The sequence below is a fragment of the Paenibacillus sp. J31TS4 genome, from assembly GCF_018403265.1.
In the GTDB taxonomy this organism is placed as follows: domain Bacteria; phylum Bacillota; class Bacilli; order Paenibacillales; family NBRC-103111; genus J31TS4.
In genome coordinates, this window is record NZ_BOSI01000001.1 from 1,247,795 (window position 1) to 1,260,485 (window position 12,691).

The following is a 12,691-nucleotide window of genomic DNA, read 5'->3' on the forward strand; positions in this document are numbered from 1 at the left end:
GTACCAGTTTAACCGTTCCGTGAGGGAGTTTTTATGGAAAAGATCATTAAACTAAACTTCCACTGTTAGAGCAGGTTTGCTGGTTAAGCGAAACTCCGACTAAGCAGCAAGGCCAGGCAATGCATATTGCCTGGCCTTGCTGCATTTTAAAGTGTGTGACGTCTCATATGAGACTGTTTAAAGACTCCTCACACCCGCTTTCTGTACGCTCTCATCGCAAAAAGGTAAGCCACAAGCATAATACAGAAGCACCACAAAAGCGCGACCCCTATCTCACTACCGACCGGCTGCTGGGCCAGCAGGGCACGGATGGCTTCCACAATCGACGTCACCGGCTGGTTCTCGGCAAAGGCACGAACAACCCGCGGCATCGAATCGGTTGGAACAAACGCCGAGCTGATAAACGGCAGGAAGATAATCGGATAGGAGAATGCACTGGCGCCATCCACCGATTTTGCAGTCAATCCCGCAATCGCTGCGATCCAAGTTAAGGCGAGCGTGAACACCACAAGCAGGCCGGCTACAGCAAGCCATGACAGGATTCCCGCCGACGAACGAAAGCCCATCAACAACGCAACAAGGAGAATGACGACAACCGAGATAGCGTTGGACACGACGGAACTAAGCACATGTCCCCACAGCATAGTGGAACGAGCAATCGGCATGGAGTGGAACCGCTCGAATATTCCCCTCTGTACATCGAGAAACAGCCTGTAAGCCGTATAGGCAGTCCCGCTTGCAATAGCAATCAGCAGGATGCCGGGCAACAGGTAATTCACATAATTATCCGTGCCGGTTTGAATGGCGCCTCCGAACACGTAGACGAAAAGCAGCATAAAGGCGATGGGCATAATGGTTACCGTGATGACCGTGTCCATACTGCGGAATATATGGCGCAAGGAGCGTCCGAGCATGACAGCCAAATCACTGAAGTAGTGCTTTTTTATTGCTTCCATTGTTACATCGCCTCCTGCTTGCCGACGATGGAGAGGAAGATCTCTTCTAACGTCGGTTGTTTTTCCACATACTCCACCTTTGCGGGCGGGAACAACCTTTTCAGCTCCGCTAGCGTGCCGTTAGCAAGAATCCTTCCCTCGTGCAGGATCGCAATGCGACGGGCCAGCTGCTCCGCTTCCTCCAAATACTGAGTGGTCAAGAAAACCGTCGTGCCGCTGTCGGCAAGCTCCTTGACGATGTTCCAAACCTCGATACGCGCCTCGGGGTCAAGGCCGGTCGTCGGCTCGTCGAGAAAAATGAGCTGCGGTTTCCCCACAAGGCTCATGGCGAGGTCGAGCCTGCGGCGCATCCCGCCCGAATAAGAAGATGCCCTTCGGTCCGCGGCATCGGTCAACCCGAACCGTTTCAGCATATCGCTCGCAATCTGACGCGGAGTCTCTAGGTGCCGCAGCTTTGCGATCATGATGAGGTTTTCCCGTCCCGTCAATGTCTCGTCAACGGCGGCAAATTGCCCGGTCAAGCTGATCGACTGCCGCACATGACCCGGCTTGGTTGCAACATCAAATCCGTTTACGATGGCGGTTCCGCTGTCTTGCTTCAGCAGCGTGGTGAGGATTTTGACAATCGTCGTCTTGCCCGCTCCGTTGGAGCCAAGCAGCGCGAAGATACTCCCCTTCTCCACCTCGAAATCGACGCCCTTCAGCACTTGAAGCTGCTTGTAGCATTTTTGCAGTCCTCTTACTTGAATGGACTTGGTTTGCTCGGTTGGCATTCGATTCCCTCCCTTAAATGACAGTCACCTTTGACAAATCGGCTTCCATCCCTTTGAGCGCAGCGAAGGTCAGTTTATCCATCGTGGCGCCGTCAAAGCAAATGGTTTTGATCGCACGATAGTACTTCTTTGAGAAAGTAAACCCGGACTGGAACGAAACATTTTTCAATGTAGCTCCTCTGAACGAAGCTTCGCTCAAGGCCGTTTTGTCAAACTTAACGCCGACAAACGTCTGTCCGTCAAAACTCTGCCCGCGAAGATCCGAGTACCTGAAATCAACCCCATCAAATAAACAACTTTCAAAAATCGTCTTTCTAAGATCGGTCATCGTTAGCGTGACGTCAGTCAGTCTTACTCCTATGAATTTGGCTCCATCAAGGCCCGATTTGCTGAAGTTTGTTCGGACAAGGATCGTCTTACGGAAGCTTGCATTGCCCAGGTCAAGCGCGGACAGGGTGCAGTCCGTCAGATTAGCACCGTCAAAATTGGCTTCGCGGATGTCGCTGCTCTTAAACGTACTGCCGGTCAAATCGGCGCCCGAAAAGTCGGAACCGTGCAAGGCACTGCCTTTAAACTGTCCTTTATGGGCCGTCACACCTGCAAAGTCACTCTTCGCCAGGTTGCTTGCGCTAAAGTTCGTCAGGACTTGCCGTTCCAGCGAGCGGGAGAGGTTGGTGACCTCCAGAATCGTTTGCTCAATGTCGCCGATCCCCTCAATCGTCAGCTTAAAGGCGGTTTCCTCATCCTTGCCCTCTGCTCTCAGTTCACGGTAGCGCTCCTCCAAATCGGAGAGAAGGTCGGCCTTTAATTCAGCGGCGCTTCTAATTCCATCGTACGGCGCAAACACGCCGTTCAAATAATTGGTCAGTTTCTGATTCATATGGAATCCCCCTCATAACAAGTTATCTAACACACGCTTGGCGTACTCCCAATTGCTTTTGTTGCGGGCGTACGTTTCCTTCCCCTTCTCGGTAATGCGAAAATACTTGCGCCGTCCTCCCTGAGATTCGTCCCCCCAATACCACTCGATGTCCCCGTCTGCCTCTAGCCGGCGGACGCTGGAGTACATGGTCGCTTCCTTAAGTTCGTACTCCTGACCTGAGCGCTCGGCGATCAGCTTCACGATCTCGTAGCCATAGCGGTCCGCTTCGGTCAAGAGACGTAAAATCATCGTGTCCGAATGTCCTCGCAGCAAGTCGGAGGTAAGTTTGTTCTCACTCATTTGATCATCTCCATATCTGGATAATAAGGCATACTACTGTGACTGTCAAGGTAGTGTTTTCACCAAAATACTGTGCCCAGAAAATACTCACTGTATTCCGGCCAATCAGGTACAGGTACGTGCGTGAGTTGCGGTTTACAGACAAGTTGGATGTTTACCGGTTGAAAAGCAGAAAAAAGCCCGAACCGTCAAGGCTCGGGCGATGCCGTTGCTTGTTTATCGCGGGTGCAACACAGCGGTATGCAAAAGAGCAGCTGCCACCAACCGTTCCATCATACTCTTGAATACCTTTGGTAAAGAGTCTACTAATTACCCAGCGGACTTACACCCTCCCCCAAGCCTCTGTATTTAGCTCATTATTGATGGCTGCAGCGACAAATGCGCCCATCGAAGCCGCAGCTATAGCCTGATGCAGTCGAGAGGCTGCATCCCCGGCGCTAAAAACGCCCGGTACGTTCGATCTTCCGAATTCATCGACCACAATCGTCCCCGTCTCCGTGATCTGACATCCGATCGTTCGCGGCAAGTCCGATCCCGTAACCAGCTCCGGTTTGAAGAAGATCCCTCTGCATGCCACGGTCGTCCCGCTTTCAAGAACGACCTGCCGCACGATGCCGTCGCTAGAGTCAATGTACCGGATCGGCGAGTCGAATAGAGGGATTCGTTTCCGCCGGAACTCCTCGCGCTCGGTATCCGTCAGTTCATCCGGGCCATTCGTGCAGACGGTGAAACGGTTCGTCCATCCGGCTATGATTGGGGCGAAATGCATGAGCTCTGCCCCCTTCGTAATGATGACAAGCGGCTGATCCCTTAACTCCCAGCCGTCGCAATATGGGCACACGAAGGCGCTTTTCCCGTATACCTCCGCCAGTCCCGGAATGCCCAGCGGCCGATCCTTCATGCCGATGGCAAACAGGACCTTTTTGCTTGCAAACGTTTGCCCTTGCGCTGTCTCGATTTGAAACCGCCCGTCCATGCCCGTAATCGACACTGCCGTATCCTCCAGGAAAGATACGGAGGGATAGGCACTAATCTCTTCCATTGCAAGGCGCCGAAACTCGCCGGGACTGATCCCGTCGCGGGTAAGAAACCCGTGGGTCTCGCGGGTTACGGCGTTGCGGGGACGGCCTTCATCGACCACCGCTACTTGTTTCCTCGCCCGCGCAAGTACCAGGGCGGCGTTCAACCCTGCCGGTCCGCCGCCAATAATAGCCACATCCAAAAGTTGTTTTTCCATCGCCATTACATACCTCCATAGATCTATAATATCCATAATTAAAGCACAAGAAGTCTATTCCTTCTTGTTTGCCTCATGATTGCTACACTTGAAAGCCATATCCAGTACCGATTGGATCGTGTGTTCCTGTAAATATTGGTGCAGCTGCTGTTCCGCGCCGTTCATCACCTGTTCAACCAAACATTCGCTCTTTCCTGAACATTCGTGATCCTGCTGTACAACACCCTCTTCCGCTAACGACCGATGCTGCTGCGAATTGGTATTCGAGCATTCGAACAACTGCTGTCTGCCTTCAATCACTTGAATCACATCCAGAAACGTAATCTGGTCGGCCGGCCGTGAAAGCTCGTAACCACCGTTCACCCCCGGCACCGCGCGTACGATACCATCCTGTCTCAGCTTGGACATGATTTTGGATAAATAGCTTTCCGAAACGCCAAGTGTCGTGGATAATTCCTTGATTCCGATGTTACTGCGACGCTCCGAGTGACCCAGATGAAGCAAGGCGTGCAGGGCGTAATCTGTACTTTTGGAGAACTGCATGCTTTCCTCCTCCCTCCTATGGATATCATCATTATGGATCTTCAATGTCCACAATATACGATTTGGCTCCAATTTGCAATGACATTGTTGATCCGAACTTCGATTCCAGTGGCGAGCAAATCTGGAGATCTCATAGTGGATCCACTCATTCCTCCGCTTTACCGCTACCGATGATACGGTTCCCCGCACTGTCTGTAACGGCAAGTTTGAGGCAATGCTTTGAGGATTGCCATTTCGTTAATAAACGTTGTTCAGTCATTTCGTTCAACAGGAATCCACCCTGTGAGAACCGCGCCTCCACTTGGATGATTGTCTGCCATTAGCCCGCCTCCGTGCTGTTGAAGGATTCGCCGAGCTATGGTTAGACCCAATCCGGCGCCTCCGGTCGCGCGATTTCTCGATTTCTCCCCTCGATAGAGAGGTTCAAAGACTTGTTCCAGCTCTTCCGCCGCAAAGCCTTGTCCGGAATCGTGCATGGTGAAGGACACTCGGTCTTTTTCCCGGCGGTATTGAACGTGAATTCGACCATCATCAGGCGTGTGCCTTACAGCATTATCCAGCAAATTACTCATCGCGCGTTCCAACAAGTGGGAATCGGCTTGAATCACATAGTCATCCGGCACGGAATGGACAAGGACCGAGATATGCTTGTCTTGCGCTTGCAGCTTTAAGCTGTCAATCGATTGTTGTATGAGATAGGCAAAGTCAGTTGAATGCTTGTTTAGCTCTGTTTCTTGATACTCGATCTTCGTAAAGGTGAAAAGATCCTCGACCAACCTGTCTAATTGCACTGATTTTTCTTTGCAAACGGCCACATATTTCGAGATTTGATCCGGTGTTCGTGCTATTCCTTGCTCTAATCCGTCCAAATACCCTCGCAAGGCAAATAATGGGGTCCGCAAGTCATGCGCAACGGCAGCGATGATGAATCTTCGTTCCTCCTCAAGCTCTGCTTGTTTCAACTGGGATTGTTGAAGTCCATTCCTCATTCGTTCAAATCCATCTCGAACCTCATTGATCTCTCTAATAGTCGACTGAGGGATTCTAACATCCCATTCGCCTACAGCAATTTTACGAGCTGCCATACCCAGGCCCTCAATGGGCTTGAGAAGGAGCCTCCGCATGCGGACGCCTATGATTACGAAAGCGACCAATAGCCCTGCCAAGGCAGCTACCAGCGGAATCATATTGGTATTCGGCCGATCTGTTCCAATATGTAAGGATCCGGTAGATGCAAAGTATACAACTACAAAGAAAATCCATGGCATCAGTAGTAGAAGCCCCAAGCTGAGCAGGGCATGCGTGCGAAGCCGGAGTTTTCTCATTTTACCCTCCCTCGAAACGATACCCGATGCCCCATACGTTGGTAAGATACTTCGGCTGGTCCGAATCGTGCTCGATCTTCTCGCGAAGACGACTCAAATGGACGCGAATCGTATGCTTATCGCCAATGCCATCCCAGAACTTCGCCAGCAGCTGATCATAGGTAAACACTTGTTTGGGATGCTCCATAAACAATACCAGCAGCTCATATTCCTTCGGTGTAAGCGAGACGTACGCATTCTCTACGTATACTTCTCTTGTCGTCTTATTAAGCGTGATTCGACCATAATTCAACACCTTGCTGGATTGTGGCGTTCCCACGCGTCGCAGAACCGCCTTTACCCGAGCAACAATCTCGCCGGGCGAAGCGGTTTTCACGATATAGTCATCGCCTCCGAGGGTGAGCCCGCGAATCTTGTCGCTATCATCACTGCGAGCACTCAAGAACAGAATGGGAACATGGCTCTCTGCCCGAACGCGCCTACAAAAATCAAAGCCATTTTCTCCTGGCATCATGATGTCCAGGATAACGCAATGAACGGTATTCTGTTGAAAGACTGCCCATGCTTGCTGCGCATCGTTAGCCGTTAGGACCTGAAAGCAGTCATTTTCCAAAAAATCCCTAAGCAAATCGGCAATGCTCTGATCGTCGTCCACAACTAAGATCATAGCTCTTTCATTCATGTAGTTCCCACTTCCCTTACATGATACATCCTTGACCAAAGTGTACCATTTTCCCACTTCAAAAAAACCACGCTCTTGCATATTGTGATGGTTCGTGATTGTTTTGTGATGATTTAGGTGCTTCTTTCGAGAGACTCTCTTGGTATCCTTCCAATCAGAGGAATTAACCAAGGGAGGTTATAGGGATGTTGGATGTACAAATCGTGCTGTTCGATGGCTTCGATCTGTTGGATGCCATTGCACCGTATGAGGTTTTCTGCGCAGCCGAAATGTTAGCTGGTCGCGAGCTGCATGTGGAACTCGTCACTGCGGAAGGGCCCAGACTCGTTCCGAGTGGGGGAAACGGTTTAAAAATCGAAGCCAACGGTAGACTGGACCCCACCCGGAAAGGCATCATTCTCGTACCTGGCGCGTCTGGTGAGATAGAAGGGGACGGCCCAGCTTCCATTCCAACCGTTCTGGCTCGAGCTATGAATACAGAACTGACTGCAAAGCTTAAGGAGGCACTCGGGTTTCCGGGTATCGTAGTGGCTACCGTATGCGGTGGTTCTCTGGTATTGGCGATGGGAGGTCTATTGGAAGGAAGACCGGCCGTCACGAATCATCTAGGAATGGAATTCCTTGGAGCAACCGGTGCCTTACCCGTACGTGCTCGCGTGGTCGATGATGGCAACCTCATTACCGGAGGAGGTGTCACCTCGGGACTGGATGTCGCGCTCTATCTGGTAGAACGGGAGCTAGGACCTCGTATCGCTCACGCGGTAGAGCAGTTGTTCGAATATGAACGCAGAGGAACGGTATGGCGCAATTGCGGGATCCCCCCGCTTAATGAATCTGCAGTCCGTGATGCAACCGACACGTTGAATCCCGCGGACCCACAAGGTACGACAGAAAATAAAGCTGCACGGTCTTCGATCTTTGAAGGTGAATGGGATACGATGATCGCGACCCCGGTTGGCAAGCTGGCAGTCAAGCTCCACATCGCAACCGTGAATGGAGTTATCCAAGGTAAGGCGTCGCAAGGTGATGAGCTGAGTCCCTTTATCGATCCCGCTCTTAGAGGCAATACGCTTTGCTGGTCGCAACGAATTACGAAGCCGATGCGTCTGAATTTGAATTTTGAGGTGACCGTGGATGGCGACCTTATGACCGGCTTTGCCAAAGCCGGTCTATTGCCAGCCTCCAAATTATCAGGGAAACGAATCTAAAGGGGACAACTAATGAAAAAGCATCCACCCTTCTACATGCTGATTACGTTCATTTGCATCATTTCCATCCTCTACGCTTTGAGTAACATTGTTATTGTAGATCCTGGTGCGGAGGCATTTCTAAGTCATAAAACAGATCTGACGCGTGAACTTAAGCCTCAAATCTGGTTAACGGTCATGTACATGCATTCGGCATTTGCCTGTGTCGCGATGGCTTCCGGTCTCATCAATATGTCAACTCGCTGGTATGAACGGCGCCGTCGGTTCCATCGCATGAACGGATATGTATACGTATCATCCGTATTCCTAGTTGTGTTGACTTCCGGATACATGGCCCCCTACGCCACAGGAGGAAAAATAAGCAGCATGGGTTTCAACCTGCTTAATATTCTCTGGCTGGTCGTAACGGCGACAGCGCTTGTCCACATCTGGAAAAAACGAATGATCCAGCATCGCCATTGGATGATCCGGAGCTATGCATTCTGCTTTACCAATGCGCTGATCCATCTATTCACCTTTGTGTTACATCAAGTAATCGGAATTGCCTATGTAACCAGCTACACGATCGGACTATACGGAGCGATCGTACTGCTCATAGCAGCTTCAGAAGTAATCGTTCGTGTTGAGAAGAGGCCTTTTCTTTGATCTAGCTTGACTCAGCTATCGTCTTTCGCTTAGCTCAATCGATAAATGCTACCGCCACCTCGCGACGATCTTCGTCACGTTATACTTTAATGGAAAACGGGACAACTAATCGTGCAGTTGTCCCGGTTGTATAGCAGACGACTCAAATTATTCCAAAGTGCCTTCCACTTCCCCCGTCCGGTGTTCGGCTCTTTTGCTCATGATACCGAGCGCGACAATAAGCAGGGCCATGCCGGCCGGTAAAATGTAATGAATTTGCGGAAACATAGCTTCCGCCAACCGGTTGACCAAACGGTCACTCGTGATCATCTCGCCCGCTGTATAACCGAGCAGCCCCGCGCCGAGCAGAACGATAATCGGGAACCGGTTCATCCATCCCATCAACAACTGGCTTCCCCATATAATTAACGGTATGCTGATCAACAAGCCGAGCCCGATTAATACATAATTTCCTCCGGCCGCACCGGCTACGGCAAGCACGTTATCGAGGCTCATCACTAGATCGGCGATCATAATCGTTCGGATAGCCTCCCCTACTCGCGGACTGGAATTGATTTTCCCGTCGTCTCCTTCGTTTTTTAACAGCTTGACCGCAATGTAAACGAGAAGCAGCCCCCCAACCGCTTGGACGAGAGGAATACGCAGCATCCATACGGCGATGAAGGTTAACGCTACCCTTAATCCGATTGCACCGAAACTCCCATAGAAGATCGCCTTTTTTTGCTGCTCTTTGGCTAAATTCCGGCAGGCCAAAGCAATAACAACCGCGTTATCGCCGCTTAGAACGATGTTAATGAGGATGATTTTGATGAGTCCGATAAGCAGCAGTTCGCCTTCCAATGTAAGTCCTCCTTTTTAGTAAGCAATATATTCAACTTATTAAAACGGCCAATCGATGCCGTACCGCTTGCCGACCGCTTCAAGTTCCTGCAGGACGGAACCGCTTAGCGGGATGCCGCTCATCCTTCTTTCCTCCGCTTTCTCATGCTCAAGCTCCCCCGGCATGTAAATTCTCTCGAACCCTTCCGCCAACGGGATTTGCCTGATTTCGCGAATCATTTGATCGATCCGCCGTTTGAACTCCTCCCACGGTTCAAATAAGTCTGCCCTCATGACAAAAAAGAATTGGCCGATTCGTTGATTCCGGTCCAAATCTTTGTACAAGCTGCCTATATAGGGTCCGAATGCCGCGCCGGTGAACAGTCCCGACAAAACGTCCACTAAAAACGCCAAGCCGTACCCTTTCGGGCCCCCAACGGGAAGGACCAGACCGTCCAAAGCTTCGTCCGGATCGGTTGTCGGTTTTCCTTCTTTCGTGATCGCCCAGCCTATCGGAATTTGCTCGTTGTTTTTCCGGGCTAGCGTTATTTTTCCGCGTGCGACAACGCTTGTCGCCATATCGAAAATAATGTCCCGCTCTTCTCCCGCCGGCACACCGTAAGAGAACGGGTTTGTGCCGAAAAAGCCCTGTTTCCCGCCCCAAGGCGCCATATTAGAGGGCGCATTGGTCGTAGCAAGAGCCAGACATTGATGCCGCGCCGCATATTGCGTGTAATCCGCCAGCATTCCGCAATGGCCCGAGTTTTTGATCCCGACGACCGCAAGTCCCGTTTCCTTTGCCTTCTCGACCGCAATCTCGATGCCTTTTGAGGCCAAAACGATGCCCATTCCGTTGTCGCCCTCGATCAGTATGCTGGACGCGGTTTCTTTTACCGCACGCACCGCCGTCTTCTTTCGTTCCAGGCCGTAGTCCAGCCTTTTCGTATAAATATCAACCCGGCTGACTCCGTGGGAGTCGATGCCTCTTAAATTGGCTAACACGAGGTGCCTAGCGATGACCGCGGCCTGTTCTTCCTCCACTCCCGCCCCTTGAAAAAGAGCACGCACGTATTGTTCAAGCTTCTCATGGTTCACTTTTAAGCCGGTAGATTCCGTCATGCGATTGTTCTCCTCCCGATTTAGATCGCCGCTCTATTCCTTTGTTGGCTTCCTTTAACTGCTTGATAAATGAAGCGCGTTCTTCGAAGGCGGCGGCCAAGTTCTGTCGCGAGAACCCGGCGCCGTTCAAAGAACGCGGTACATAACGGCTTTATTTTGCTGAATAGCTACATCTCCACATCTTCTGTAATGATGCGCTTGTTTCTTACCGAAGAAACAATGCTGAATACTAGCGAAAGGATAGCTATTACCAAAATCGTTCCGGAGATCGGGCGAGTAAAGAAGCCCAAGAAGCTGCCCTGGAAAATGGTAAGCGACTGTAATAACGTTTTCTCCAGCAGGCTTCCGAGCACGAAGGTCAAAATAATTGGCGCAAGCGGAATTTCCGCTTTTTTGAACAAGTAGCCTAAAATGCCGAACACCAGCATGGCTCCTACGTCAAACATGCTGTTGTTCAAGCTGTAAGTGCCTACGATCGTAACCATGATAATGATCGGGAACAGCAGCTTGAACGGAACCATCGTAATACGCGCCCACAGGTTGGCCATCGGCAGGTTCATAATGAGCAGGATTGCGTTGCCGATAAACATGCTGGCGATAATGCCCCAAACAAGATCCGGGTTTTTCTGGAACAACGTTGGCCCCGGCGTCAGACCGTGCATAATAAACGCGCCCAGTAATACAGCAACCGTCGGGGAGCTTGGGATGCCTAATGTGAACAGCGGAATCAGCGCGCCACCGCAATACGAATTGTTCGCCGTCTCCGGACCTGCGACCCCTTCCAAAGCACCTTTCCCGAAGCGGGAAGGATTTTTCGATAGCTTTTTTTCCATCGAATAGCTTAAAATCGTCGGGATAACCGAGTTGGTCCCCGGAATTAACCCGATAATGAAGCCGAGAACGCTTCCTCTGCCAATCGCCTTCATGGACGGTCCCCATTCTTCCTTTTTAGGAAGCAGCCCCGTTACCTTGGGAGGCTCGGGCGCTTTGCCGCGCAAGCTGGCTTCCGCACTGAGGAACAGCTCGGACAATCCGAACATCCCCATCGCGATGGAAATAAAGTCGATGCCTTTCATCAGCTCTATTTGCCCGAAGCCGAACCGGACGATGCCCGAGCTTTGGTCCAGGCCGACAAACGCCAGCGAAAGACCGAAAAGCGCCCCGATCATCCCTTTCAGCAGCGATTTTCCCATGAGACCGAGCAGCAGGGATAGTCCCAAAATGACTAGCGCAAAAAATTCAGGAGGTCCAAACTTTAGCGCCTGTTTGGCGAGAAACGGACCGATTAACACCAGACCGATAATGGAAATAATGCCTCCGATAAACGACCCGATGCCCGCGATGCCAAGCGCCGCGCCCGCCCGTCCCTGCTTGGCCAGCGGATACCCGTCCAGACAGGTAATTAAGGAAGCGGCTTCGCCCGGCGTATTAATCAGCACCGAGGTGATCGTCCCGCCGTACATGGAGCCGTAATAAATGCCCGCGAGCATAATGATGGCGGAAACCGGCTCCAAGGCAAACGTCAGCGGCAGCAGCAGCGCCGTTCCGGCCGTCGGACCAAGCCCGGGCAGTACCCCGATAAACATCCCGAACGTGACGCCGATCAGGCAATAAAGCAGATTGGTCCAGGTTAACGCCGTTTCGAATCCGTTCAGCAAGTACCCAAGTGATTCCATGATGCATTCATCCTCCTACCAACCAAGATCGTTTACCGGCAGCGGTACTTGAAGCAGGACGCCAAAAACCCAAAATATGATAAAGGCGACCGAGGCGGAAAATCCGAGGCTCCAATACCACTTGTAGCCGCGCGAGAAAAGGATGAACAACGTGATGGTGCTGCCGATCAAAAAACCCGTAAACGGTACCAGAACCATAAAAAGCACGAGCGATCCCATGCAGACGAGCACGTTGACAAGCCCTTCGCCTTTCGGCAATACACGGGCAAAAGAAATGATGTCCTTCTTAAACGCTGTCACAAGATAGACCGCCGATAACACGAAAATAATCCCGCTGACCCACAGCGGCAGCAGCCCGGGACCCGGGCCGTACTCGCTGTAGTAGCTCATCGATAGCGATTCCCAGAACATAACGCCGCTAAAAAGAAGAAAGAAAACAGCCATATAAACGCTTATATTTTTCAACGGAGAGCACGTCCTTTAATA

At 51.3% G+C, this 12,691-nt stretch carries 14 protein-coding genes; 2 read left to right on the forward strand and 12 right to left on the reverse strand.

Annotated features, from left to right (window positions below; all coding sequences use genetic code 11):
- Positions 1-188 precede the first annotated feature (188 nt).
- The 8 genes from KJS47_RS05710 to KJS47_RS05745 all read right to left on the reverse strand — a co-directional run bounded on the left by KJS47_RS05710 (position 189) and on the right by KJS47_RS05745 (position 6,738).
- The gene (locus KJS47_RS05710) at positions 189-956 is read right to left on the reverse strand and encodes an ABC transporter permease (RefSeq protein WP_213523557.1); all 768 of its coding nucleotides are present in this window, start codon (positions 954-956) and stop codon (positions 189-191) included.
- A gap of 2 nt (positions 957-958) precedes the next feature.
- A complete protein-coding gene (locus KJS47_RS05715) occupies positions 959-1,729 on the reverse strand; it encodes an ABC transporter ATP-binding protein (RefSeq protein WP_213523559.1) in 771 nt (256 codons plus the stop codon).
- Positions 1,730-1,742: 13 nt separating this feature from the next.
- Complete coding sequence (locus tag KJS47_RS05720) at positions 1,743-2,609, reverse strand: pentapeptide repeat-containing protein (RefSeq protein WP_213523561.1); 867 nt, start codon at positions 2,607-2,609, stop codon at positions 1,743-1,745.
- A 12-nt stretch (positions 2,610-2,621) separates the two neighbouring features.
- Positions 2,622-2,951 carry a PadR family transcriptional regulator gene (locus tag KJS47_RS05725; RefSeq protein WP_213523563.1) on the reverse strand — a complete coding sequence of 110 codons (330 nt, stop codon included), beginning with the start codon at positions 2,949-2,951 and terminating at the stop codon, positions 2,622-2,624.
- Positions 2,952-3,273: 322 nt separating this feature from the next.
- On the reverse strand, positions 3,274-4,188 hold the full coding sequence (locus tag KJS47_RS05730; protein WP_213523565.1) for an NAD(P)/FAD-dependent oxidoreductase: 915 nt from the start codon (positions 4,186-4,188) through the stop codon (positions 3,274-3,276).
- Between the two features lie 54 nt (positions 4,189-4,242).
- Positions 4,243-4,731 carry an RrF2 family transcriptional regulator gene (locus KJS47_RS05735; protein ID WP_213523567.1) on the reverse strand — a complete coding sequence of 163 codons (489 nt, stop codon included), beginning with the start codon at positions 4,729-4,731 and terminating at the stop codon, positions 4,243-4,245.
- A 251-nt stretch (positions 4,732-4,982) separates the two neighbouring features.
- A complete protein-coding gene (locus KJS47_RS05740; RefSeq protein WP_213523568.1) occupies positions 4,983-6,056 on the reverse strand; it encodes a sensor histidine kinase in 1,074 nt (357 codons plus the stop codon).
- A 1-nt stretch (position 6,057) separates the two neighbouring features.
- Positions 6,058-6,738, reverse strand: a complete 681-nt coding sequence (locus KJS47_RS05745) for a response regulator transcription factor (RefSeq protein WP_213523569.1) — start codon at positions 6,736-6,738, stop codon at positions 6,058-6,060.
- 185 nt (positions 6,739-6,923) lie between these two features.
- Here KJS47_RS05745 and KJS47_RS05750 point away from each other — a divergent pair, with 185 nt between their 5' ends.
- Together KJS47_RS05750 and KJS47_RS05755 are read left to right on the forward strand one after the other, a co-directional pair.
- Positions 6,924-7,946 (forward strand): DJ-1/PfpI family protein, encoded by a 1,023-nt coding sequence (locus KJS47_RS05750; RefSeq protein ID WP_213523570.1) that lies wholly within the window; start codon positions 6,924-6,926, stop codon positions 7,944-7,946.
- A gap of 12 nt (positions 7,947-7,958) precedes the next feature.
- Entirely contained in the window at positions 7,959-8,591 is a 633-nt protein-coding gene (locus KJS47_RS05755; protein WP_213523571.1) for a DUF2306 domain-containing protein, read from the forward strand.
- A gap of 147 nt (positions 8,592-8,738) precedes the next feature.
- Here KJS47_RS05755 and KJS47_RS05760 read toward each other — a convergent pair whose 3' ends face one another.
- From KJS47_RS05760 to KJS47_RS05775, 4 genes are all read right to left on the reverse strand, one after another.
- On the reverse strand, positions 8,739-9,431 hold the full coding sequence (locus KJS47_RS05760; RefSeq protein ID WP_213523572.1) for a TerC family protein: 693 nt from the start codon (positions 9,429-9,431) through the stop codon (positions 8,739-8,741).
- A 39-nt stretch (positions 9,432-9,470) separates the two neighbouring features.
- Positions 9,471-10,529: an Ldh family oxidoreductase gene (locus tag KJS47_RS05765; RefSeq protein WP_213523573.1), complete on the reverse strand. Its 1,059-nt coding sequence runs from the start codon at positions 10,527-10,529 to the stop codon at positions 9,471-9,473.
- Between the two features lie 167 nt (positions 10,530-10,696).
- Positions 10,697-12,205 (reverse strand): tripartite tricarboxylate transporter permease, encoded by a 1,509-nt coding sequence (locus KJS47_RS05770; protein ID WP_213523575.1) that lies wholly within the window; start codon positions 12,203-12,205, stop codon positions 10,697-10,699.
- A gap of 15 nt (positions 12,206-12,220) precedes the next feature.
- A complete protein-coding gene (locus KJS47_RS05775) occupies positions 12,221-12,670 on the reverse strand; it encodes a tripartite tricarboxylate transporter TctB family protein (protein WP_213523577.1) in 450 nt (149 codons plus the stop codon).
- Between the last annotated feature and the right edge of the window lie 21 nt (positions 12,671-12,691).